This window comes from uncultured Psychrosphaera sp. (genome assembly GCF_947500655.1).
Classification (GTDB): Bacteria; Pseudomonadota; Gammaproteobacteria; order Enterobacterales; family Alteromonadaceae; genus Psychrosphaera.
On sequence record NZ_CANMSK010000002.1, the window covers coordinates 238,124 to 261,854 of the forward strand.

22 protein-coding genes are annotated in these 23,731 nt (G+C 35.7%); 10 read left to right on the forward strand and 12 right to left on the reverse strand.

Annotated elements, in window-relative coordinates:
• Nucleotides 1-124 precede the first annotated feature (124 nt).
• From Q0940_RS03210 to Q0940_RS03230, 5 genes are all read left to right on the forward strand, one after another.
• Nucleotides 125-535: a GFA family protein gene (locus Q0940_RS03210; RefSeq protein WP_299263785.1), complete on the forward strand. Its 411-nt coding sequence runs from the start codon at nt 125-127 to the stop codon at nt 533-535.
• A 117-nt stretch (nt 536-652) separates the two neighbouring features.
• Nucleotides 653-1,543, forward strand: a complete 891-nt coding sequence (locus Q0940_RS03215; RefSeq protein ID WP_299263786.1) for a DMT family transporter — start codon at nt 653-655, stop codon at nt 1,541-1,543.
• Between the two features lie 68 nt (nt 1,544-1,611).
• Nucleotides 1,612-1,941: a hypothetical protein gene (locus Q0940_RS03220; protein ID WP_299263789.1), complete on the forward strand. Its 330-nt coding sequence runs from the start codon at nt 1,612-1,614 to the stop codon at nt 1,939-1,941.
• Between the two features lie 161 nt (nt 1,942-2,102).
• Nucleotides 2,103-2,399, forward strand: a complete 297-nt coding sequence (locus Q0940_RS03225) for a YkgJ family cysteine cluster protein (RefSeq protein WP_299263791.1) — start codon at nt 2,103-2,105, stop codon at nt 2,397-2,399.
• A gap of 38 nt (nt 2,400-2,437) precedes the next feature.
• A complete protein-coding gene (locus Q0940_RS03230) occupies nt 2,438-3,265 on the forward strand; it encodes a dTDP-glucose 4,6-dehydratase (RefSeq protein WP_299263793.1) in 828 nt (275 codons plus the stop codon).
• Nucleotides 3,266-3,333: 68 nt separating this feature from the next.
• Here the strand turns inward: Q0940_RS03230 and Q0940_RS03235 are convergent, their stop codons facing one another.
• The 6 genes from Q0940_RS03235 to Q0940_RS03260 form a co-directional block, all read right to left on the reverse strand.
• Nucleotides 3,334-4,239 (reverse strand): hypothetical protein, encoded by a 906-nt coding sequence (locus Q0940_RS03235; RefSeq protein WP_299263796.1) that lies wholly within the window; start codon nt 4,237-4,239, stop codon nt 3,334-3,336.
• Between the two features lie 151 nt (nt 4,240-4,390).
• Nucleotides 4,391-5,416: a glycosyl transferase family protein gene (locus Q0940_RS03240; protein WP_299263798.1), complete on the reverse strand. Its 1,026-nt coding sequence runs from the start codon at nt 5,414-5,416 to the stop codon at nt 4,391-4,393.
• A complete protein-coding gene (cobA, locus tag Q0940_RS03245) occupies nt 5,388-6,278 on the reverse strand; it encodes a uroporphyrinogen-III C-methyltransferase (RefSeq protein ID WP_299263800.1) in 891 nt (296 codons plus the stop codon). Before cobA ends, Q0940_RS03240 begins: the two co-directional genes overlap by 29 nt.
• An 11-nt stretch (nt 6,279-6,289) precedes the next feature.
• Nucleotides 6,290-9,049, reverse strand: a complete 2,760-nt coding sequence (locus Q0940_RS03250; RefSeq protein WP_299263830.1) for a nitrate reductase — start codon at nt 9,047-9,049, stop codon at nt 6,290-6,292.
• A 328-nt stretch (nt 9,050-9,377) separates the two neighbouring features.
• Complete coding sequence (locus tag Q0940_RS03255; RefSeq protein WP_299263833.1) at nt 9,378-10,463, reverse strand: CmpA/NrtA family ABC transporter substrate-binding protein; 1,086 nt, start codon at nt 10,461-10,463, stop codon at nt 9,378-9,380.
• Nucleotide 10,464: 1 nt separating this feature from the next.
• Nucleotides 10,465-11,085 carry an ANTAR domain-containing protein gene (locus Q0940_RS03260; RefSeq protein WP_299263836.1) on the reverse strand — a complete coding sequence of 207 codons (621 nt, stop codon included), beginning with the start codon at nt 11,083-11,085 and terminating at the stop codon, nt 10,465-10,467.
• A gap of 426 nt (nt 11,086-11,511) precedes the next feature.
• On the opposite strand from Q0940_RS03260, the gene Q0940_RS03265 reads away from it, so the two are divergent.
• Together Q0940_RS03265 and Q0940_RS03270 are read left to right on the forward strand one after the other, a co-directional pair.
• Nucleotides 11,512-11,943 carry a VF530 family protein gene (locus tag Q0940_RS03265; RefSeq protein WP_299263839.1) on the forward strand — a complete coding sequence of 144 codons (432 nt, stop codon included), beginning with the start codon at nt 11,512-11,514 and terminating at the stop codon, nt 11,941-11,943.
• A gap of 77 nt (nt 11,944-12,020) precedes the next feature.
• A complete protein-coding gene (locus Q0940_RS03270) occupies nt 12,021-12,614 on the forward strand; it encodes an RDD family protein (protein WP_299263842.1) in 594 nt (197 codons plus the stop codon).
• Between the two features lie 166 nt (nt 12,615-12,780).
• Here the strand turns inward: Q0940_RS03270 and Q0940_RS03275 are convergent, their stop codons facing one another.
• Both Q0940_RS03275 and Q0940_RS03280 read right to left on the reverse strand, forming a co-directional pair.
• Nucleotides 12,781-13,053: a hypothetical protein gene (locus tag Q0940_RS03275; protein ID WP_299263846.1), complete on the reverse strand. Its 273-nt coding sequence runs from the start codon at nt 13,051-13,053 to the stop codon at nt 12,781-12,783.
• Nucleotides 13,054-13,104: 51 nt separating this feature from the next.
• Nucleotides 13,105-13,377 carry a hypothetical protein gene (locus Q0940_RS03280; RefSeq protein ID WP_299263849.1) on the reverse strand — a complete coding sequence of 91 codons (273 nt, stop codon included), beginning with the start codon at nt 13,375-13,377 and terminating at the stop codon, nt 13,105-13,107.
• A gap of 346 nt (nt 13,378-13,723) precedes the next feature.
• Here Q0940_RS03280 and Q0940_RS03285 point away from each other — a divergent pair, with 346 nt between their 5' ends.
• The 3 genes from Q0940_RS03285 to Q0940_RS03295 are packed head-to-tail and all read left to right on the forward strand — an operon-like array spanning nt 13,724 to nt 17,222.
• Complete coding sequence (locus Q0940_RS03285; protein WP_299263852.1) at nt 13,724-15,208, forward strand: ATP-binding protein; 1,485 nt, start codon at nt 13,724-13,726, stop codon at nt 15,206-15,208.
• Between the two features lie 2 nt (nt 15,209-15,210).
• Entirely contained in the window at nt 15,211-15,795 is a 585-nt protein-coding gene (locus Q0940_RS03290) for a hypothetical protein (RefSeq protein WP_299263855.1), read from the forward strand.
• Nucleotides 15,792-17,222: a sigma 54-interacting transcriptional regulator gene (locus Q0940_RS03295; protein ID WP_299263858.1), complete on the forward strand. Its 1,431-nt coding sequence runs from the start codon at nt 15,792-15,794 to the stop codon at nt 17,220-17,222. The genes Q0940_RS03290 and Q0940_RS03295 overlap by 4 nt, the downstream gene beginning before the upstream one ends.
• A 58-nt stretch (nt 17,223-17,280) precedes the next feature.
• Here Q0940_RS03295 and Q0940_RS03300 read toward each other — a convergent pair whose 3' ends face one another.
• From Q0940_RS03300 to Q0940_RS03315, 4 genes are all read right to left on the reverse strand, one after another.
• Nucleotides 17,281-19,554 (reverse strand): ABC transporter substrate-binding protein, encoded by a 2,274-nt coding sequence (locus Q0940_RS03300; RefSeq protein ID WP_299263861.1) that lies wholly within the window; start codon nt 19,552-19,554, stop codon nt 17,281-17,283.
• A gap of 178 nt (nt 19,555-19,732) precedes the next feature.
• Entirely contained in the window at nt 19,733-20,719 is a 987-nt protein-coding gene (locus tag Q0940_RS03305; protein WP_299263864.1) for a rhodanese-related sulfurtransferase, read from the reverse strand.
• A gap of 710 nt (nt 20,720-21,429) precedes the next feature.
• On the reverse strand, nt 21,430-22,002 hold the full coding sequence (locus Q0940_RS03310; protein WP_299263867.1) for a hypothetical protein: 573 nt from the start codon (nt 22,000-22,002) through the stop codon (nt 21,430-21,432).
• A 12-nt stretch (nt 22,003-22,014) separates the two neighbouring features.
• Nucleotides 22,015-23,718 carry a hypothetical protein gene (locus Q0940_RS03315; protein ID WP_299263870.1) on the reverse strand — a complete coding sequence of 568 codons (1,704 nt, stop codon included), beginning with the start codon at nt 23,716-23,718 and terminating at the stop codon, nt 22,015-22,017.
• Between the last annotated feature and the right edge of the window lie 13 nt (nt 23,719-23,731).

A 23,731-nucleotide genomic window follows, 5' to 3' on the forward strand; every position in this document is an offset into this window, starting at 1 on the left:
GAGCTCTTAATATAAATTTTTCATACCAATTGGTATAAATAGTTTGGCAAGACCTCTTTACTTCGTTAGTCTAGGCTGATGCAGGTAACTATTAATTTTGGCTTAAATCGGAGTAAGTACTCATATGAAAAATACTATTAGCGGAAGTTGTTTATGTGGACAAGTTGTTAGTAAAGTAACTGGACCATTTAAAAGGTTTTACCAATGTCATTGTGACCGTTGTCAGAAAAAAACAGGCTCTGCATTTGCATCATTAATCTTTACCGACCCAGATAAAATAGAATGGGTGTCAGGGCAAGAGTTAGTAAAACGTTATGATTTACCCGATGCGATACGTTTTTGTAATACCTTTTGTACAACTTGTGGTTCACAAGTTCCTTATTTAAGTCGAGATGGCTCTACATTGGCTATTCCAGCTGGTTACTTAGATGAAGATCCCAAAATACGCCCATCAGCTAATATTTTCTTTAAAGAAAAAGCCTGTTGGTTGGAAGAAGGACAAGTTGCGAATAAATACGACCGATATCCTGATTAATCAACAGAACGGATACCAAAGCTAGCAGCTGAGTAAATGAATTACTCGTGTTCATATTATCAGACTAATTGACCGTTAAAGAATTAACTCAATTAGTCACAATATTTTAAGTTAATTATGCCTATTCAAACCTTTAAATTACTCGCCTTTATTAGTTTTGCGTTAATCGCTTTTGCTGGAAATTCCGTTTTATGTCGTTTGGCTTTGGGGCAAGGTTTAATTGATGCTTCAAGTTTTACATCAATACGCCTGTTGTCTGGCATTGTTTCTTTGCTCGTCATCAGCCTTATTTTAGTTAAAGGCAATGTTGTCAGTGTGGTACAGGAGTTTAAAAAACAAAACTCGTTAAAAACCTGGTTAGCTAGTTTAATGTTATTTGTTTATGCCGTTACTTTTTCTTATGGATATATCTCGTTAGATACAGGCACTGGGGCATTAATTTTATTTGGTTTAGTGCAACTTACAATGATCATTGTTGGTGCGTTATATGGTAATAAATTACATTTTGCAGAGTGGTTAGGGATAGCCTTAGCTTTTGTTGGTGTGATTTATCTAGTGCTTCCTAGCTTATCAACACCTTCGTTATTAGGTTTTATACTAATGGCTTTATCAGGTATTGCTTGGGCGATTTATACATTATTAGGTAGAGGATCCAAACAGCCTATAATAGATACAACGGCAAATTTTCTGCGCACTATTCCTTTTGTACTCGTGCTAATTTTACTGACCTTTGAATACAGTAAAATTACGGACTGGGGCATGATATATGCCATCTTATCTGGGGCAGTTACTTCTGCTATTGGTTATGCACTTTGGTATCTAGTACTTAAAGATATATCAGTGACACAAGCTGCTGTGGTACAACTTTTGGTGCCAATATTAGCAGCTGTTGGTGGTGTATTATTTGTGAGTGAGCCTATTTCTATTAGGTTAGTTATCTCATCTTTATTAGTTCTCGGCGGTATTTTAATAGTAATAATGGGTCGCCGTTATTATACCAAGTCTTGATTTTATCTTTGTTGTTGGAGCTATAAAATAGTTAAGGTTTATGTGGACAATATAATAGGCAGTATTAAATGAATGTAGCAAGCTCAGTTCAAGTGATGTTTCGATTTTTATCACTTAATCGTATGCAGAGTTTTACGCTAAATAAAGAGTTAATGGATGCTTATTGCATTGAGGTCGAAGAGAAAAAGCAGTACATAGGCATGGTGCCTTTAACGCCAATGAGCCTTAACGATATTATCGATTTTTATATTAAGCAACAACTGACATTGGATGATTGTGATATTTCGATAATGGTTAACATGGAGAAGGTTAATGTTAGTCAACCGATCCCTAAAATTGTTAGCGACATGTTAAAACATATCGAATGTTCAATGTCAGTTGTACTCACGCAAGACTAGCGATAAGGCGGTAAGCAGTAAAGTGTATCCTTGTATGGTAATTAGTCATATAGAATAGAGCTACTTTGTGGCATAGTCCTGACACTTCAATCTGTCGACTAAAGTCATTTATGATTGTTGGTAAATTCATTAATGACTTAAACTTTAGGAAACGTTAGCTCATGTCTGATTTGATCCCAATAGAGGATATATCTGAGATAAATCCAGATGTAACTTGTTCCACTTGCCGAGCAAACTGTTGCAAGTTGGAGGTCATGTTGATCACGGAAACTGGCGTTCCACCGCGGTACATTAAAACCGACAAATGGGGTTCAGAAGTCATGTTAAGACTGGATGATGGTTGGTGTGCTGCGTTAGACCGAGACACACATATGTGCAGTATTTATGAAGTTCGTCCGCTTATTTGTAGAGAGTTTGAAATGGGTTCTTTTGAGTGTATAGAAGAGCGCAACGATTAATTTTAATGTTAACTATAAAAATTTAAGTAATGTTGTATATGGATTTCAATAAGATCAAAAAGCATAAAATTAGTATATTAGGTGGCGGTTGGTTGGGTTATCCGTTGGCTCAAACGTTAAGTGAGCTTGGAGCTTGGGTTAATCTCGCTACTCGTTCTCAACAGAGATTAGATACTTATAAGCTTGCGTCAAATGTAGAAAGTTTTTTAATTGATATCGAAAATTTACAAGAGAAGCTACAACAAAATATCGCTGCTTTTTTATCAGCTGATATTTTAATTGTTAATATAACGAATAAAAATATTCCTGCATTTGCTGAATTCATTCACTTGATAGAAAAGTCCTCGATTAAACACGTGATGTTTATTAGCTCCACTTCCGTTTATCCAGATAATAATTCAATTATTTCAGAAGATGATGGTATTGAATTAACTGATCATCCTTTATCTCAAATAGAAAACTTATTTAAACAAGCTAAAACGTTTACCACCACTGTTGTTCGTTTTAGTGGGCTTATTGGTTATGAACGTCATCCTGGCCGTTTTTTTCGTAACGGAAAAACGATTAAAAATGCACAAGCTAAAGTAAATCTTATTCATCGTGATGATTGCCTTAATATACTGGTTCAAATAATCAATGATGATGTTTGGGGAGAGAGTTTTAATGTATGTTCAGATGCCCACCCAAACAAACAAGAATTTTATACTTATGCAGCTGAATCGTTAGGGGTGGAACCTGCCAAATGTGATGTGGAAACCACACCATTATTTAAAATAATTGATAATACAAAAATAAAAAACAAGTTGAATTATCAGTTTATTTATCCAGATGTAATGGCACTAGATTTCAGTAAAGTTGAGTGCTGAACAACATTTTTAAATAATGTGAAAAGCAAATGATCTAAAAATAGAGCGAATTAGCTCGTTAATTTCTCTTATTTAGCGGGCGGCTCTACTGAAAATGAATACCATAATTCTTCACGTTCCAATGGTGTTTTACTAGGTAATACCGGATTACCTACGTTAATTATGGTTCTATTTTTTAAATCCGCCTTTTTAATGCTTTTGCCATAATATTGCTCAAATGTTTTTTGTAAAATACCTTTCTTAACCAACTCCTCCAATCCCCACTGTATACGCTGTGCTATTTTTGGTGTAGTTTTTGATACAAACATATAAAAAGGCGATGGAATATATAATGCTAATCTTGGTTCAACTGCTAAGTTTGGAAATGAATTTTTTCTGATCTCAATTTCATCGTATATTTCATGAATTCCTCTGGGGATATAATCAAACCTATTTTTATCTAACATGGCAAAAATAGAATCATAAGAATAGGCGTCCGAAATAGTAAAACCTAATACTTCGAATGTTTTACGTGTTCGCCAACTTTTACGCAAGCCAATAGTGAGCTGTTTAAGTTGCTCTAGATTATTAATATTATTGAAAGCTTCTGAATTGGATTTATTGATAGCTAATAAACGGTAACTAAAAATACCTCGTCTTAGCGGAATACGAATTGGAATGCTATTTTCCTCCCATTCTTCCGTCGACAAAGCCATGGCTACATTTATAAACTCACCCTTTGTAAGTTCTTTTAATGTTTGATGGTTAGGAATAGAAAAGCCTGCGGTTTCAATTTTGTAAGGACCAAATTTATTACGCCCAATACTTAATGCTTTATTTAGAATGTTGTAGGTATATTTAGTTCTAATATCTATTTCTGACTGACCTTTGTTAACTTTTATTTTATCTAAAGCCAGAACAGAACTTGAAGCAAATAAGCTAAATAACAAGATGATGGAATACACAAACGATGAGATATGAAGATTAATAAACATAATTTATAAATATCCGATAAAAGTAAGGCAGACTACAGAGCTAAAACAACAAAATACACTAACTAACCTAATAGATGAAAAAATCAGTTCTACTAAACTATAGATGGATTTGTTGTGTTTGGCTAGCCTCAACATATTTAAGGAGTTAAGTTTAAAACTCGAATACAGCGTTACGGTTTAACCACATAGTTTCAGCTTGCTGTAATGCTTGTTCAACACTTATGGACTCTAACAAAGTTAAGTAAGTGGCAATTGTGCCAATAATTGATTGTGTCGCATATTCAAATTGTAATTCGCCGGTCCAACACTGTTTCAACTCTAACGGTTTCAGTTCTCTTGGTTTTATTTGCCAGTTAGGTAATAAGGTTGGAAATTCATAAGATGATATTTCGCCATTATTAATAAGGTGTTGGATAAAACCTCGTTCAGGATTTACTTCTACTTCTCCTCCTTCGCCGCGAATACAGGATACGTGTTGGTCGCCTAATAGCTTAGCAACTTGGATATGTCTTTCATCAAAGTGACGATGAAATACACCGTGGAAGCTAGATGGTGCTGATGTCGGGTTTAACATTCTTGCTAATGTATTAGCCGGTGAACGCAGCCCAAACAAGCTACGCATTTGAATTAGGTGATTTAACTTAGGATTTACTTGCTGTAAGTCCATATAAGCAAAATTTGTTTTATCCAGTTGCTCATTAGCTTGTTCTGCATTTTGCGATACGGGGATATTTAACGCACTGAATACTTCTGGTAAATATAAACGGTTTGAATCAGGCTCTTTACAACCATGCAAAAATATTCGTTTGCCTGACTGAGCAAGGCATAACATGGCCAATAAAAACCAAGGTAAATGACGACGTTTTCCAGCATAACATCCCATATCTAAATCAACATTAATCTGCTGAATAGCTGTTGGTGTGTGTTCACGGGTTGCCTTAACAAATCCCGCAAGTTCTTCGGCAGACTCCTCTCTGACTCGCAGCAACATTAAAAAAGCGCCAATTTGCTCAGGCTGAGCTTGGCCTTTTAACAAAATATCAAAGGCATCGTAAGCCTGAACTTTTGTTAAGTATTTACCGGCATTTTTACCTTTACCAATGAGTTTAATGTACTGTGAGAATTCATTCATTTTTATTGTTTTACCGTTACGCAGCAGCGTGTGTTGACTTTGCATGCAGCAAATCAATATTAACCTGTGCTTGGTAATTTATAACATCGCCCACCACAATCAAAGCAGGACCTATAATATTTTCACTATTTAATACTTGCTCAATATCAGCCAAGTTAGAAATGTAAGTTTTTTGGTTGTTTGTGGTGCCTTGGTCAATAATAGCCATTGGTGTTGTTGCGGTTTTTCCATGAGTTATCAAGTTGTCGGCGATCAGTTTTACTTTATTTAAACCCATGTAAAATACTAATGTATCATTAGATTCAGCATAATTTTTCCAGTCGGATTGGATTTCATCACTTTTAAAATGTGCAGTAATAAAGCGAACTGAGTGGGCACAATCTCTGTGTGTAAGAGGTATACCTGACCAAGCTGCGCAACCAGAGGCTGCTGTTACGCCGGGTACAATCGCAAAGTCTATATTATGCTGTTGTAGATGCTCAATTTCTTCTGCTGCTCGGCCAAATATAGATGGGTCACCACCTTTTAAACGTACGACATCTTGTCCTGCAAGCGCGCGTTCTGATAACAACTGACAAATCTCATCTTGCGTCATGCTATGACGACCACATTTTTTACCAACAAATACTTTCTCTACATTTTTTGGGATCATGTTTACGATGTCAGGGCTTACTAACCAGTCATACATTACAACGTCAGCAGTTTGTAATAAACGATAGGCTTTTAATGTTAATAACTCAGCATCTCCAGGACCTGAACCAACTAAATGAACATGGCCAACTTTATTGCTTGTTTTAGCTAGCTTAGCCTTATGACGACTTGTAAACTTGCTGTCTTTTTTTGTTAAATCAAAACTAAGTAAACGGAAAATAGCTAAATGGGATAAATTAAACGTTAAATTAAACATAATGCACCTGCCTATATTTCTGTAATTGGGATTTGAACAAACTTATTACCATTTTTTATGTTTGGCTTTTTAACCGATAATGAGTTTGCTGTTGGAGTACTTGTCTGTGCGTGTTCGTTAATTAATGTTCTTAGTTCACTTTTACATGATCCGCAGTTGGTTCCACATTTAAGACGTTCACCAAGCAATTCGGTGGTGTTGTCGTTGTGCTCTACAATTGCATTGATAATTTGGGTTTCGCCGACTTTAAAGCAGCTACATATTGTTTTGCCGTTTAAGAAATTTTGCTCTACGTCAGCACGTAAAATTCGGTTGATTTGTTCCACTGTTACAGCTGATTTAGCAAATAAACTTTCAACCCAATCGGCATTTATTTCAGGTTTGTAATCTGCTAAAAATGCAGCGAACTGTAATTTGTCATCGTTATCAATACAAAGCACAGTTCGAAGTCCGCTTTGACTATTTTCAAAATAACTCCAGTTACCCGAAACGTCAGCGTTATCGCGACACCAGTTTATGGCTAAATCTATCGACTCAGGCGTTGCGCAAATATATTCAAAACCAGACGCTATTTTTACTTTTGCCCAGTAATCACTTTGCGGTTCAAATTCTGTAACTGAGAAACATTGAATGAATTGTTTGGTGCTATATTTTTCTACTTTTACTATCGTATATTTACATTCTGGTTGACCGGAAATAGGATCAACAAACGAGCCAAAACATTTAGCGATATTGGCGGTTGGTGCGGTTAATTGGCTCCAGTGAATCGGCGCAAATAAGTTACCTTTTTGTAAGCCTTTATCAAATTGTAACGGCAATATAACTTCGCCATAAGGACTACTTACTTTTACTAAATCAGATTTAGTTAGCCCTAAATTTTCAGCTTCTTCTGGACGGATAAATAAAAATGGTTCTTTCATATTTTTGGCTAAAGCCGCTGACTTTCCGGTGCGACTCATGGTGTGCCATTGGTCTCTTAATCGGCCAGAATTTAAAATAAACGGGTGCTCTGTACTTGGTGTTTGTTGCGGTAATTGCGCAACTACATTTATAAACTGAGCCTTTTGCGATGGTGTGTAAAATAATCCATCATCAAAAATATGCTGACGGCCATTTGGGTATTCTTCATTAACAGGCCACTGTATTGGAGTTAAACGGTTATATTCATTTAATGATAACCGAGATAAACCTGAAATATCGAAATCACGAACGGCATAGCCATCAGTGCCATTTTTATAACCCGACAAACTTGCATGTTCTTTAAATATGTCGGCTGAATGTTGATAATTAAAATGTTCTGTAAATCCCATTTTATGAGCGACATCACGAATTATCTGCCAGTCATGCTTGGCTTCACCTGGAGCTTGCATCAACCCCATTTGGCGTGAAATTCTACGTTCAGAGTTAGTTACTGTGCCGTCTTTTTCACCCCAAGTTGTGGCGGGTAATTTTACGTGTGCGTAGGTGAGCGTATCGTTCTTTTCCATGCATTCAGATACCACAACAAAATCACATTTTTTAAGCGCCTGTTCCACGACATTTCTGTTGGGCATACTCACTAACGGATTAGTTGCCATGATCCAAACCGCTTTGATTTGACCTGAATTAATTTGGTCGAATAAATCAATGGCTTTTGCTCCTGCCTTTTGGCAAATAGTTGGAGATTGCCAAAAATATTGTACTAAATCTCGATGACTTTTGTCTTCAATGTTCATGTGCGCGGCTAGCATATTAGCTAATCCACCAACTTCACGACCGCCCATCGCATTAGGCTGCCCTGTGATAGAAAAAGGTCCAGAACCTAATTTACCAATTTTTCCAGTGGCTAAATGGCAATTAATAATTGCGTTACACTTATCTACGCCTTGGCTAGATTGATTAACGCCTTGGGAATAAAAAGTGACGGCAGATTTAGAGCTAGAAAATAACTGATAAAATTGTTCTAACTGCTTAGCAGGTAAATCACATAATAAAGCGGTAGTTTTAATATCACAGTTAGCAACGCCTGCTGCCGTTGCCTCCCAACCTTCACAATAATTGGCAATGTAATCATTATCTAATGCATCATGCTCAATTAAGTAATGTAATAAACCATTAAATAAAGCAACGTCACTACCAGCTTTAAGAGGTAAGTGAGTATCTGCTAATTCTGCTGTGGCTGAGCGCCTTGGGTCAATAACGATGATTTTGACGTTAGGGTTCTTGAGCTTGGCTTTTTCCATACGCTGAAATAAAACTGGGTGTGTCCAAGCTGCGTTAGAGCCTACTAAGACTAGAAGCTCCGTATTGTCTAAATCTTCATAACTACAAGGAACAGTGTCAGAGCCAAACGCACGTTTATATCCGGCAACCGCAGAAGACATACATAAACGAGAGTTAGTATCTATATTGGCTGAACCAATAAAGCCTTTCATTAGTTTATTAGCAATATAATAGTCTTCAGTTAGGATTTGCCCAGATACATAAAACGCGACTGAATCAGGGCCAAACTCATTAATTATTTGACTGAATTTATCTGCAACATATTGAGTTGCTTGTGGCCAATCTACTTGTTTGTTATCAATCATTGGATGTAATAAGCGTCCATCATGATCAACGGTTTCAATTAAGTTTGAGCCTTTAACGCATAAACGGCCAAGATTAGCTGGATGAGTTTCAGTACCACTAACCGCACTTGGAATTCCATTTGTAGTGGTAACATCCACTCCACAACCTACCCCACAATATGGGCAACTTGATTTAATAATTTTCTGTTCAAATTGTTGGGTCATATTTTACTCACAAAAAAAGGCGACAACCTTTTGGGAAGCGCCTTTGCTTGTTTAATTAATATTTACCTCAACATTGAGGAGCTAGTGATATAGAGTTTGGTCACTCTTAGCTGATGACGAATAACCGTTTTTAATTGGTAATTTAATTATTCGGCGATAGTTATTAAGTAACAAGTTATATGCCAGTAACAACGAAACCAATTAATTAGCTTAACCTTATGTTATTAATGATTTTATTTTTTATTTGGCAAATGGGTTGGGATTTTACTTGCACATTGTTGGTGCTGATCATCCATGATCATTATTTAAAGTCACCTAATTGGGTCATTTACTTTTTTAAATTTAGCATCTCTTGATATAAATCTGGTCGGTAAACATCTTTAAGTAATTGTTGTTTCATTGCTTGAGTAAAGTCTTTTGGTAATTGATTAGCTAAAATCATCTTGTCCAATAAAACTCGACCTTGGCTTAATTGTGGTAGGTTTGCGTCTTTACTAATAAAACGGTTATAAGCTGGGATCTCTCTAGGCATACCGTCTTTTGTTGTTAAACAACTACCAATTAACGATGGCGCTATAACATCTAAAGATTCATCTAGGTAAGTTTGTAGCACTCTAGCTGCTTCAAATCGGTTAGCTATGGAATCTAGCCATTCACACGCTTGTTGTACAGCGGCTAACATAGCTAAAAAAGTGTTCGGATTTTTTTGTTGCCATTTTTTAGTGACCGCTAATACTTTCTCTGGTGCTTCTTGCCAAATATCACATGAGGTGATCACTGTAGCACCAATACCAGCTCTTACTGCTTTGGTATTCCAAGGCGTACCAACACAAAAACTATCTATCTCATTATTTTCTAATGCGGTAGTCATTTCAGTTGGTGGAATAAAAATAATTTCAATGTCGTTATCAACATTAATACCAGCTAATGATAACCAGTCTCTTAATTGGAAAAAGTGACAAGAATATGGATAAACTGCAGCAAAACGCAATTTAGGCTCATCGTTTTTCTGTCTGTTTAATACAAGTTGTTTTATCCATGAAGAATCAAGAGGTAATGAAGGCTCTTTACCATGGTTTAGTTTTTTGATTTGATCAAACAGAGCGATCGATAATGTAATACCATTACCATTCATACTTAAATTAAAGGCGTTAATTACGTCACATTTAGCACTATTTAATCCTAATGTACTAGCAAACGGCATAGGTGCTAATACTTGTGCAGCATCTAATAAGTCTGTGTGTAACCTGTCTCTAACGGTTGCCCATGAGTGCTGTGTATGTAAGTTGACATCAAGCCCCCACTTTTCAAAAAGGCCTAAATGTTTTGCCATAACAAGTGGCGCGCAATCAGTAAGTGCAACTATACCTATGTTTAATTCTGTTTGTTCTAACGCTTTATTTTCTGTAGTCATGTTATTTTGCTCCACCCATTAACTGCATCATGGAGATAAGATTTTTAGCGACATCTTCCATTTTTTGGCCATTATCCATTGCCATTTTTCGGATAGCGGAATATGCCTCTTGTTCCGTCATATTTTGTTTTTCAATTAATAACGCTTTTGCCTGATCAACCCACTTTCTTGATTCTAGTTGGCGTTTAGCGTCTGATAATTCGTTTTTAAGACCTTGGTGTTCATTAAACCTTGCTACAGCAACATCTAAAATGAATTTTGCTCTCTCTGGGTTAGTATCACCGGAAACATAAGCACTAACACCTGCTTTTATAGATTCTCGCATTAAGTCAGGTTGGTCTTGTTCGGAAAACATCACAATAGGTTTAGGGTTAAAAGCGGATATGGTGCTTAAGCTTTCAATCGTGTCACGGTTAGGTGACTCAATATCTATAAGAATGATATCAGGTTCGGTTTTTTCTACTTCTTTTAACAGGGATACACTTGTGTGAGCCAAGTGCTTTACTAAATAAGGGGTGTCTTTTAATGCAGTTTCAAATGTTAACGCTCGGTCCATATTGTCATCAATAATTAAGACTGTTAACAGTTTTACTGCTGTTGGTGCTCTTTGTTGTACAGACATATGAATAAACTAAACCCTTTATTTTACTGCAATTGGATTTTTATGACTCAAGCATCAAGTTTTGAACCATAAACGCGCATGATATATTTAAGTTTTATTAGTCTTTGATTTATAGTATGTTTTTTTGACTAAATCATACTTTATTTTAAATAATGTAATTCTCTACTAGTGCTCTCGCACCAAAAATAATCATAAATGTGTTAAAAAACGCACAGAGATAGTGAGATGTTTTCCTATAAAGATCAAGGAGTTTAATTATTCCAACTATAGATTTACCGATCACCCATATAAAATTTTTGCTAAAAGTGACATGTTATAAATCGTTTTTGTTATTTTTAGCCTTCAAGTATAAGTGGCGACTATCTTAAAAAAGTCATACAAACTATAATGAATACATCTAATAGATTAATAGTAATTCAATATCCCATGAGCAACGAAGAAATATACAAAAATAACCCATTACACGGTAAAAAATTAGAGCAGATTTTAGAAGAACTTGTGGACTTTTATGGCTGGGGTATTCTATTTGCGTACATTAATATTAACTGCTTTAAGACGAATCCAAGTATTGAATCTAGCTGTAAGTTTTTAAGAAAAACTCAATGGGCGTTAGAGAAAGTTGAAAGCTTTTATATGTATAAACTAAAAAACCTGCCAAAGCCTGATGATACTCAATTTGACTTACCACCTCGTGATCGCATAGTACCGTTAAATCAAAAACCAAGAACGCCAAGAGAGCTTAGTTTGGAAGATGCGGAACGTGTACGTTACAACAAGCAAAAAGCCAATTTAACTCGCTCTATTAGACAAAAAGCATCTACTGCAGAAGATCCTTGGGGCATGTCACGCAGGAAATAAACAGGTTTGTAATTTTAAAACTAACTTGTTAGATTATTAAAATAATTAGTTAGATTAAGCATAAAAAGGAAAACAGAATGGAATCAAAAATAGATTTTTCAACTTACTCATTAGAAGAACTTAATTCTTCAGCTCAAACAATAGATAGAGAAAAGTATCCTGAAAGAGCAAAAGAGATAGATGATTTAATTAATCAAAAAAATATTGAGATCAACGCGGTTGTTGAAAAAGAAGTGGGTGAAAAAGCATCCAGAGGCGACCGATTTATTGCTGCTGTTATTGATGGAGTAATTGGTATTGCAGGCATTATACCTGTTGTTCTTTATGTTGGGCTTGAGGCATTTAAAGAGCCATCAGTGTCTTTATTAGCATTTATGTTTTTATATGGCTTAGTAATGTTTTTGTTATTTCATGGTTATCTGTTGGCAAACTACGCCCAAACGATAGGTAAGCACTTTCTTTCTATTCGTATTGAAAATTTAGATGGGACACAAGCTAGCTTTACCACTATCTTTTTTAAACGCTTATTAGTAATGCAGGTTATTGCTCAAATACCTATGGTTGGAACTATTATTGTTGGCTTAATTAACCCTCTGTTTATTTTTACTAAAGAAAAACGTTGTTTACATGATTATATTGCACAAACAAAAGTAAGTTACACAGCGAAATAGTAAATTGTTCAATATTTAATGTGATTGGACTAATTCATAGTTTATTACCAAAAAAAAACCAGTTACTCCCGTGCGGGGAAGTAACTGGTTAATATTAGATAACGGCTTTAGCTAGTCCATTTAAATCCAGGGGCGAACTAGCTAAAGTGTGTAGCTCACCATTCTATTAGAATGATTCAAGTTCTCTTTTACTTAGCTCACCGTCTTTGTTGAAGTCGATGCTGCTGAAATTTTCCATAAGCGTTTTGTTATTGCTTGCAGCAACTTCAGCTTTGCTTAATGAACCATTTTTATCAGCATCAAACTGACTTAACAATTTAGCTAGGTCTGCTTTTGGAGCGCTAGCTGTTTCAGTTGTAACCGGTGCATTTGCACTTGCGTAGAATGTAACTAATAAAGAAGCAACTGCTGCTAGTGAAAGATTTTTTAAATTAAACATATTGATTTTCCTTTATATTTTTTTAACTAAAATGCGTTAATTATGATTCTATTAAAGTGATTTAAGTTCTTTTTTACTTAACTCACCGTCTTTGTTCGTGTCGATGCTGCTGAAATTTTCCATTAGCGTTTTGTTATTGCTTGCAGCAACTTCAGCTTTGCTTAATGAACCATTTTTATCAGCGTCAAACTGGGTTAATAATATAGTTAGGTCTGCTTTTGGAGCGCTAGCTACTTCAGTTGTAACCGGTGCATTTGCACTTGCATAAAATGTTACTAATAAAGAAGCAACTGCTGCTAGAGAGATATTTTTTAAATTAAACATATTCATTTTTCCTTTATATTATAATTAACGTAGTAGATTATTTTACTATCGATAGGGATATAGCACCTTGTGTGCCAAAGTGTAACTATTTGATATTAAAGGCAAAATTGTAAATCATTGGTTTTTATCTGTCGCCAATTAGCAACAGTTAAAATATTTCAATTTAGTATCTCTACAGTAAATTAGTAATAAATATTAAATTATCCTTAAAAAACAATGACTAATGTTGTTTATCTATAAATCTTACTGACTGTCGTCAATTTAAGACAATGTTGTTTATCCTGTTCAAACAAGGTTAAATCAACGCCTCAGTTATTTGTTTTCAATATAAGAAGTACATTAATTAATGCAGAAATGGATTAAAAATTTATCGTTTTATCATCTTTCGATTAAAACACTGACATTGATGGGGTTTGGTTTAGTTGCCTTACCGCTAGTTTTGGCTTTTTTATACAGTGCTAATCAAGTGAATCAACTGTCTCAGCAAGGAACCTCTGCTATTTTTAATGTGGCTGAGTTAGTTGAGAATAATCGTCAAATTAGTCAAACCCTTATTCGTCTTGAAAGGTTCGCCAGCCAATATCTTGTATTAAAAGAACAAGAGTTGCTCAAACAATACACTGAGCAAAAACAACAGCTAAAAACGGTTTTAGCACAAGAATTTAAAACCTATAACGATGAACAGTTTTCTCTTTTAGTGCAGCAGTTTGCTAGCAAAGTAAAAGAAATAGATCAGTTAATACAAATGACTTCTGTTAACTCAGTAAATTTAGAACAGTTGCAAAGTCACTTTAAACAGTTTGCCCAGTTAAATCAGAAATTATCACTGCATTCAAATCAGCTTATTAATCAACAAGCTAATAATATGGTGGCGTCGGGTAATGAAATAAAAAAAACCATGATGTTTAGTTTACTTGTTATTCCGATGACACTATTTATTGCGGGTATTTTTATTATATTGATCACTCGTCCATTAAAAGAGCTGATCAATAAAATAAAGCTATTAGAACAAGGTAACTTTGAATCACCTATTATGGTTGAAGGCTCAACTGAGATAGAAGAAATCGCGGATGCACTAGAATTAATGCGCAGACGCCTGCATGCATTAGAGCTACAAAAATCTAGCTTTATTCGCCATATATCCCATGAATTAAAAACACCGTTAGCAGCAATTAGAGAAGGCACTGAGCTGCTTTATGATAATAGCGTAGGTGAATTAAATAATGATCAACAAGAAGTGACGAACATTATTCGTACTAGTGTTACTCGTTTACAACGATTAATAGAGGACTTGCTTGATTTTAATATCGTACTGGACTCAACCAGTTTACAAGATGCTGAGGTTATAAATTTAAACCAAGAAATTGAGCAGGCTTTATCTTTATGGGCTTTAGATATAAAAAGAAAACAGTTAACGGTTATTCAGCAAGTGGATGATATTTCGTTGCAATGTAATAGTAAGCAGCTTAGCGTTATCTTAGATAACATTTTATCCAATGCAATTAAGTTCTCTCCCGATAAAGGCACAATTACGATAAAAGGTTGGATAGAGCAGCAAAGGCTACAACTAACGATAACTGACCAAGGTGTTGGTATTGAACCATCACTTTATAACAAAATATTTGATGCTTTTTATCAGGGGCCTACAGCGCATAACAGCCAAATAAAAAGCAGTGGTTTAGGGCTAACCATAGTGAAAGAATTACTTATGCGTTTAAATGGCAGTATTACTATAGAAAGCATTGCTTCTACTAGCACTACATTCAAAATAAGCTTGCCGAAAACACAATTAATGACACCAATAAAAACTTATCATCTGGAAAAATCTTAATTATGAACACTTTTTCAACTCATATTTCTTTATTACGAGTGACTTTGTTAATTGCATTTTCTGTCTCGCTTTGTGGTTGCCAATCAATGGCTCTAGATACAAACGATGACAGCGATAACATTAAGGTTATCGACAAGGAGCACTCTTCTTATGGTAATTATTATTTATGGATAAAAAGCTTAAATAATGATGAATTACTAGCTGAGATAGACAAACAACAGGTTGAACAATCCAACGGAAATCAAGGGGCTGAATATAATTTATTGCTGTTACATAGCTTGCCAAATTCACCAATACATAATCCTTATATTGCCAAGGAAAAACTGAATAAACAAACATCACCTCAGCACTTTAACGTGGCTGATCTTGCCTTTATTGTTATGCTAAAAGATCAACTTAATCAGCAGTTACTTATTCTTAACAGAGTAATAGATAAAGACAAAACTAATACTGAAAGTCAAAAGCAATTAGAGGTTCAACAGCAATCTATTGAGCAGCTTGAGCAGCGAACCCAAAAATTACAGCAACAGATTATTCAGTTAAAAAATATTGAACGCTCAATTAATGATCATGGAACACCGCTATGAATGTAGATGCAAAGGTGACTGTAATACCTAGTACAGACGATAACCTCATAGATGAAGAAAACGTTAATGAGCTACAAGTAAAAGAAAAAATACTTATCGTTGATGACGACCCGAGTTTATTACGTTTATTAGGCATACGTTTAAATGCAGCTAACTACCATGTTGAGTCGGCACAAAGTGCAAAAGAAGCATTAGGTGTTTTAAAAAGTTTTCAGCCACAGTTAGTGATAAGCGACTTGCGCATGGAAGGTATGGATGGCATGGCTTTATTTGAAAAAATACGCCAACAATATCCAAGCTTACCTGTGATCATTATGACCGCGCACGGCACCATTCCGGATGCGATTAATGCTACCAAACAAGGCGTGTTCAGCTTTTTAACTAAGCCATTTGAAAGCCGAGAACTACTCGATATAGTTCAACAAGCTATTCGTTTACAGCCACTCTCAAGTCAAGGCAGTGATGATCAAGAAGCCCATTTATGGCGTGACAAAATAATCTCTCGCAGTGGAGTAATGGAAACGCTGTTACAACAAACCTTTCAAGTTGCAAAAAGTGACTTCAGTTTATTAATAAACAGCCAAAGTGGTACAGGTAAAGAATTATTAGCCCAAGCTATTCATCAAGCAAGTGAGCGACGTACTAAACCGTTTACCGCAATTAACTGTGCTGCAATACCCGAACAGTTATTAGAGTCTGAATTGTTTGGCCACAGAAAAGGTGCGTTCACCGGAGCAGACCAACACCATGTTGGTTTATTTGAAGCAAGTGATGGCGGCACATTATTTTTAGATGAAATTGGCGATATGCCAATGAGCTTTCAAGTAAAATTATTACGTGCCTTACAAGAAAAAGAAGTGCGGCCGGTTGGCAGTACCAGCTCAGTGAAGGTGGATGTTCGTATTATTTCAGCTACCCATAAAAATCTGCAAAAAGCGATAAAAGAGCAGACCTTTAGAGAAGATTTGTATTACCGCTTAAATGTAGTTGAGCTTGTTTTACCACCATTAGCGGAACGTAGAGAAGATATTCCATTATTAGCTCAACACTTTTTAAGTCAAACATCTGGGCAGACAACCAAGCAAGTAAATGGGTTTTCTCAAACTGCAATGGAGTTGCTTATTTGTGCTCCGTGGCCTGGAAATATTAGGCAATTACAAAATGTAGTTGAGCAAAGTGTGGCCTTGTCTACCGAGTCATTAATTAGTGAGTCATTAGTAAGAAGTGCGTTACGAGAAGCGCCAACTCAGCATCCGTCGTTTCAAGAAGCGCGAGACCAGTTTGAGCGTGATTACTTAGCTACGATATTAAAAGCAACGGCTGGTAATGTATCGCAAGCTGCAAAAATGGCACAACGAAACCGCACAGAATTTTATAAGTTACTAAATAAACATCATTTAAACCCTGAAGCATTTAGGGAAGGGTGATCTAAAAGCTTAATTAGGCGCATAAAAACCAGCGTCAATAATGATCTTGGTTTAACACTTAATTGTTAGATAGATACTGAGCGAGTACTTTAAGCAGCACATTTTGTTCAACTGGTTTTCCAATGTGATCGTTAAACCCTTCAGCTTTATACTGGGCAACATCTTCGGACATTATGTTAGCCGTTAACGCAATAATAGGAATGGAAATGTTATTTTTTCTGAGTATTTTACAAGCTATCAGGCCATCCATTATTGGCATTTGTATATCCATTAATATCAAGTCGTAACTGTCTTTACTAACAGCATCTACGGCTTGTTGGCCATTTTCGACAACCGTAATATTAACACCCATAGTTTCTAGCATTTTTACCGCTATCATCTGATTAATTTTATTATCTTCAGCTAGCAATATTTTCTTTGCTTTTAATAATCGAATATCTGGAAATTCAATGCCAGTTAAGTCTGATAAGACGGCTTGTTCCAGTGGTAAAAAAATGGATACTTCAGTGCCTTTATTAACGGCACTTTCCACTGTTATATTCCCGCCCATCATTTCTACTAATGAACGAGTGATTGAAAAGCCAAGGCCTGTTCCTCCATACTTTCTGGTGGTTGAGCTATCAGCTTGTTCAAAGCGACCAAATAAACGGGACATCATGTCCTCATTCATTCCAATGCCTGTGTCTGTAATGTTAATTAACAAACCACCATTGTTTTTTATCTCAATAGAAACTGTGCCACTTTCTGTAAATTTAATCGCATTAGATACCATATTTAATAATATTTGTTTAACTCTAACCGGATCACTACGCCAATATTTATGAATGTTATCTGATAGTTTTACACTAAATTCTAAGTTTTCTTTATTTGCTATTAATGATTTAACATCTTGTTTTAACGAATCAATTATTTTTACTAAATCAAAAGGAACATTAGAAATAGTTAATTTTCCGGCTTCTATTTTAGATAAGTCCAATATATCGTTAATTATCACCAGTAAGTTTTGAGTAGAAAACGATGCACTTTCAATTAGATCGTGGGCTGACTTATCCAATTGCATTTGTTGTAATAATTGCAAAGAGCCAAATATGCCATTCATTGGCGTTCTTATTTCATGGCTCATATTAGCTAAAAATGTACTTTTAGCTTGATTAGCGCTGTTAACTTGTTCCATTGCTAAGTTCAATTCGTTATTTTTTTCTTTCACATTTTTAACATGATATTCCAACAACTTATTGGTGTGATTTAACTCAAACGTTCGCTGTTTTACTCTTTCATTTAATTTTCTGTTTAGGTAAAAAAATACAGATAACAAGGTAAGTAATGCCATCAAAATACTGCCAATAATCACAATTAATCTAGTGCTTATCCATGCTGTATTTTGTTTATATTCATCTAAGGTTAATCCTTTCAATTTACTGTTTAAAGGAGCCATATTAAGCTCTTTATAAATATCACTTATACGTTCAAATCTTTGGCTATGTATAGTGCCAATAGGTATTAAGCTAGGACTGATCAATCGCTTAATATTTTTCGCTTCTTCCAATAAATGTGTTTTATCTAAATTAGGGTTATATTTTGACAGGATCAAATCTATCGTTTCATTAATATGCTCAAGTGCATACAACCAACCTTTTCGAGAGGCTTCACTAAATGCTTCAACTCGACTTAAATCATGCTCAATAACGTCTTCACTGGTAAATAGTAAATCACCATAAAAATCTATTCCATAACTGGCTGGGTCAAATAAAACAGTTTCTTTTCCCATGCCTCGATATAACAGCGGTTGATTAGTTAAATAAGAAGACATTACATCTGCTTCACCATCTAATAATGCCATATCATTATAGTTGTGAGGTACAAATGTATAGTCCTCCTCGGTGATCCCCATCATAAACAACATAGCTAATATGGAAGCATCATCTGCTCCACGCTGGAACATGATTTTTTTACCGACTAAATCTCCAGAGTTACGAATTTTACTAGTAGCTAATGCCATTAAAACGAGTGGATTATGTTGGAATATTGTAGAGGTAATAACGACGGGTTTATTCTGTAAACGCTGTAAAACAATACTTGAGTCTGCTACGGCAAAGGTTGCATTACCTTCCAACACACTTTCTATTACTGAATAGTTGAAATCTTTTTCTTTGATTTTAACATCTAAACCTGCGTCTTTATAAAACCCTTGTTGTTGAGCTGCGTAATAACCAGCAAATTGAAATCCATGTTTCCATTTTAATTGCAAAACAATAGGATCATCTAATTTCGCCATTACTGAACTAGTAAAAGTTAAGATGATCAAATAAACACAGATATTGATAAAACGCATATTATGATTTCTGCTTAAATTGAATGGGAGCTAAAAACTGAAGGCTCTTTTAATTAAAGTGAGTACGATAAATACCATAATAAACACTTTCACATAAAGTATTTATTAATAAACTAGAAGAAAAAACGAGCCAAAATGCTCGTTTTCTTTTTCACGTAGGACTGACTTACAAAAAGACTTATTTTTGTTTTGCGCGAGCCTGTTCTTTACGTTGTTTTTTCTCTTGCTGGCGCTTCAATAACGCTTCTGTTGCGTCAGAACCTATATGTTCTTCACCACGTTCATGAGCTAAATCAATTTGCTTTTGACGCTCAGCAAAGCGTGCACGTTGTTCATCCGTTACCGAATCTACACAATGCGGACAAGAAATCCCTTTTACATAATGCTCTGACTGCATTTCTTCTTGAGTGATAGGCATACGACAAGCGTGACATTGGTCGTATTTACCTTTTTCTAAGCTGTGATCTACCGCTACGCGATTATCAAATACAAAGCAGTCACCTTCCCACATGGTGTCTTGTTCTGGTACTTCTTCTAGGTATTTAAGAATGCCGCCTTCAAGGTGATACACCTCTTCAAAACCTTGCTCTTTCATGTAAGCCGTAGATTTTTCACAGCGAATTCCGCCGGTACAAAACATTGCAACTTTTTTGTTTTTAGCCGGATCTAAGTTTTTAGCAACGTATTCTGGGAATTCTCTAAAGGTTTCTGTTTTTGGATTAACCGCACCTTGGAATGTGCCAATTTGGATTTCGTAATCGTTACGAGTATCAACCAAAATTACATCTGGGTCGGAGATAAGCGCATTCCAGTCTTTTGGTTTTACGTAAGTACCCACTACCTGCAAAGGATCTATTCCTTCAACACCCATAGTCACAATTTCTTTTTTCAGTTTCACTTTAGTACGGTAAAACGGCATGGTGTCGTCAAAGCTTTCTTTGTGAGAAATACCCGCTAAACGTGGGTCTTGTTGTAACCAAGTTAATACTGAATCAATCCCTTCACGAGAACCTGCAACAGTACCGTTAATGCCTTCTTCAGCTAATAACAAGGTACCTTTAACCTGATTGTCTTCCAATGTTTGTTGTAATGGTTGACGTAATTCTTGATAATTTTCTAAGCGCACAAACTTATACATTGCGCACACTACTACTTGTGATGACATATTGTCTTCCTCTTTGCCCCCTGAGTCGTAAACCCAGAGCATTGCGGATAAATTAAGTGCGGCATTATACGGAGTTTGTGTGATAAATAAACGGCAAGGTTAAACAGAATGGAAAATTATTGATATTGCTCAATATAAAAGTTCTACTTTACTTCTTTAGCACACGAAATTACATTTTTACTAATAGGTTTATAGCAATAGAAGTCTTTATCAAGATTATCAACCTTTAACTTTTTCTCCATTTCACTTTGTTAAATATTATTTTTTATAAAGTTTGAAGCATGGATGCTGAGAAAGGACTTGTTCACATCATGGATGATGGGATGCCCTGAATACAGGGATGTAATATTTAGGGCGCACATCATGGATGATGGGATGTCATCAAACATGGATGTTTTATTTGATGACCAAAGGACGACTATTCAGTCCGTTTTTTAGCTACATGGATGTAGTAACTTAAGCTTTGTCTGGAACAAAAAGCTTGGTAAACAAAAATAACTATTTAATGAAGTTTGGATTTTGTTTGGAAGCGGCGCTCTGTTTCATTATAAGAGCGCCTACCTTTTTTGGCTGTTGAAAAAAGGTATGACCGCCGAAGGTGAAACCGTCTTTAATCTTTTAAAGTAAAAACTAAGCGCATTACTTAGTGGTTAAATATATTTAAACAGAGCCATTATTGGCTCTGTTTAATATTCAAAAAAGGTTACTAACTACTGAATAATTTCTTCATTTGCTGGCAATACAACAGGAGCACCAAAGGTTGTTTCACTATCACCCGTCTGCTTAACACTTCCTTTTTTAGTTTTTACTGGTGTGCTTTTACTGCTTTTTTCTTCCTCGCCAACTTGGACTATTAAGGTCAAAGCTCGGCTGCTTTTCATGCCATTACTTTGCGTTGTTACAACTGCATATACATAATAACGGCCAGCTTCAGTTGCGATTACTTCAAATGGAAACGTCATGTTTCCTTTTGATAACGTAGCATTTATATCTGTTGTACCAGAAACGATAGAAAGGCCATCGGAAGAAGAAACCGTTGCGGTCATTTCACCTGAGCTATATTTACTATTAATAGCAAGGTCGATTGAGTATTGAACTCCAGCTTCAGCTAAAGTTACTTTGCTATTAACTAAAGAAACGGCAGATCCTTGTTTTTGATACGTTGTCGTATTTTTTGTATAACTGGCAGCAGAAATAACATTACTAACGGTTGATTCACTCTGACAACCAGAAACAGCCAAAGCAACTAAACCACTTAGACATAACATTGTTAATTTTTTCATAAATAATACCTTTTAAGAATTTGTTACTGTGACGTTAAAACACGCTGTACCGTTAACTTCAGACTCATCATCATCAACATTGGAATAATCATAAACTTCTAATATATATTCATCTTCCTCTAGACTTACAGTGCTAGTCTCGCTTCCTACTTCTAAAGAACCACCATTTCCAGAGGTTCCTCCATTTATCCCTCCAGCAACCTCACCATTTAAATACAGAACAAAATCAGGATCAGAGTTTGCTTCTAATATATCGTTGCCAGTAGCAACAAAATCAGCGGTAATGATATAACTGCCTGCAGTTGTTATATCTAAGCGTAAAAACTGACGAGTGCCTAAACCATTATATTCTTGCGAATCAGCATGACTACATAATTTTACAGGAAGAGCGTCAGCTGAAATTGATTTATAAACATCTAAGTTACTCTCTACTTCTGCATTATGCGTTTCATCTGTGCCAAATTTATCGGTTATAGGGTCAATACCATAATTAGTATCAAATGTTTGACCTTCCACTAAAGTATCAATTGCAGTCTCAGATGTAGGATTTAATGTTTTAACTTCATCAATAAGAGAAAAAATACTGGTCATGCTTGTTTGGTTTATATAATCAGAACTTGTCATCGCTTGGTAAATACCGGCAAAGCCAAGTGCTACCGTATCACCTTCATCTTCGTCCGCATCATAAATGTCGTATAAAATAGCTTGAACAGAGCCTTCACTATACCAACCCGGATTAGTGTTACTATTATCATCAACGTCTAATATAAATCCTAAACCTTGTTGAGCACCGCTGGTGTCACTATAAATTGGGTCGTCGGATACCATGCCAGAAAAAGCATTACCAAAGCCTTCGCCTAAAGCAACTCGCATATCCAGGATATTATCCAAACTGTGTGCACCACCAATACTGTCTGAGCGAGATAAATTGTCTTCAAAATAATGACCTAACTCATGGATAATAACGTGGTCATCAAATTCATCCGTGTCTACATCCTCTTTACCCAAAATATACAATTGGTCGCCTGAGTAAAAGCTGGTGCCTATCTCTCCATCTGAAAGCTCTCCAGATGCCGTGCTATTGTCTTTGCTCCAAAAAATATCAACATCATCCATGTTAACGTTAGAGTCGACAGCAACAATTTTCATGACAACGTCATAAGCGGTATCTAAAATAGCAAATGGAGCAGAGGCTCTTGTGCCTGAATACGAACTGCCATCCCATCCAGTTGTTGCAGTCAAATTGCGTATAGAGTCAGCTGAAGTATCAGAGCTGCTAAGGGAGCCTTGCAAAAGGTATAAACCACCGTCATTTGTATTATCCCTAATCTCAATATCCCATTTAGCCGTTGCGTCACTTAAAGTCTGAGCTTTAACACTAATTTGCACAGCAGAGTCTTGGGGTACCGTAACTGAGTAAGTACCTTCATCGGATGTTGTACTGGTTGCGACAACATCGCCAGCTCCATCCAACGCTTCAACAACCGCACCACGAACTGGCAGTGTTATAATATTGTCGTAATCTAAACCATAAGTTGAGGTAGAAAAAGGGACTCGTTCATACTGAATAGTTCCGGTGATATTAATGGTTTCAGTACTATTAACATCTGGCGTATCATCTTCCGTAGGAGTTGAGTCGCTTTTAGAGCAAGCGCCTAAAAAAATCGACACTATACATACAATTAAGTATCTCTTTTTTGATAATGTTTTTTTCATAAATAATTACTCA

Bases quoted from the DNA above. Each gene is read 5' to 3' on its own strand.
- Q0940_RS03210 (WP_299263785.1), top strand. From the start codon at position 125: ATGAAAAATACTATTAGCGGAAGTTGTTTATGTGGACAAGTTGTTAGT.
- Q0940_RS03215 (WP_299263786.1), top strand. From the start codon at position 653: ATGCCTATTCAAACCTTTAAATTACTCGCCTTTATTAGTTTTGCGTTA.
- Q0940_RS03220 (WP_299263789.1), top strand. From the start codon at position 1,612: ATGAATGTAGCAAGCTCAGTTCAAGTGATGTTTCGATTTTTATCACTT.
- Q0940_RS03225 (WP_299263791.1), top strand. From the start codon at position 2,103: ATGTCTGATTTGATCCCAATAGAGGATATATCTGAGATAAATCCAGAT.
- Q0940_RS03230 (WP_299263793.1), top strand. From the start codon at position 2,438: ATGGATTTCAATAAGATCAAAAAGCATAAAATTAGTATATTAGGTGGC.
- Q0940_RS03235 (WP_299263796.1), bottom strand. From the start codon at position 4,239: ATGTTTATTAATCTTCATATCTCATCGTTTGTGTATTCCATCATCTTG.
- Q0940_RS03240 (WP_299263798.1), bottom strand. From the start codon at position 5,416: ATGCAAAGTCAACACACGCTGCTGCGTAACGGTAAAACAATAAAAATG.
- cobA (WP_299263800.1), bottom strand. From the start codon at position 6,278: ATGTTTAATTTAACGTTTAATTTATCCCATTTAGCTATTTTCCGTTTA.
- Q0940_RS03250 (WP_299263830.1), bottom strand. From the start codon at position 9,049: ATGACCCAACAATTTGAACAGAAAATTATTAAATCAAGTTGCCCATAT.
- Q0940_RS03255 (WP_299263833.1), bottom strand. From the start codon at position 10,463: ATGACTACAGAAAATAAAGCGTTAGAACAAACAGAATTAAACATAGGT.
- Q0940_RS03260 (WP_299263836.1), bottom strand. From the start codon at position 11,085: ATGTCTGTACAACAAAGAGCACCAACAGCAGTAAAACTGTTAACAGTC.
- Q0940_RS03265 (WP_299263839.1), top strand. From the start codon at position 11,512: ATGAGCAACGAAGAAATATACAAAAATAACCCATTACACGGTAAAAAA.
- Q0940_RS03270 (WP_299263842.1), top strand. From the start codon at position 12,021: ATGGAATCAAAAATAGATTTTTCAACTTACTCATTAGAAGAACTTAAT.
- Q0940_RS03275 (WP_299263846.1), bottom strand. From the start codon at position 13,053: ATGTTTAATTTAAAAAATCTTTCACTAGCAGCAGTTGCTTCTTTATTA.
- Q0940_RS03280 (WP_299263849.1), bottom strand. From the start codon at position 13,377: ATGTTTAATTTAAAAAATATCTCTCTAGCAGCAGTTGCTTCTTTATTA.
- Q0940_RS03285 (WP_299263852.1), top strand. From the start codon at position 13,724: ATGCAGAAATGGATTAAAAATTTATCGTTTTATCATCTTTCGATTAAA.
- Q0940_RS03290 (WP_299263855.1), top strand. From the start codon at position 15,211: ATGAACACTTTTTCAACTCATATTTCTTTATTACGAGTGACTTTGTTA.
- Q0940_RS03295 (WP_299263858.1), top strand. From the start codon at position 15,792: ATGAATGTAGATGCAAAGGTGACTGTAATACCTAGTACAGACGATAAC.
- Q0940_RS03300 (WP_299263861.1), bottom strand. From the start codon at position 19,554: ATGCGTTTTATCAATATCTGTGTTTATTTGATCATCTTAACTTTTACT.
- Q0940_RS03305 (WP_299263864.1), bottom strand. From the start codon at position 20,719: ATGTCATCACAAGTAGTAGTGTGCGCAATGTATAAGTTTGTGCGCTTA.
- Q0940_RS03310 (WP_299263867.1), bottom strand. From the start codon at position 22,002: ATGAAAAAATTAACAATGTTATGTCTAAGTGGTTTAGTTGCTTTGGCT.
- Q0940_RS03315 (WP_299263870.1), bottom strand. From the start codon at position 23,718: ATGAAAAAAACATTATCAAAAAAGAGATACTTAATTGTATGTATAGTG.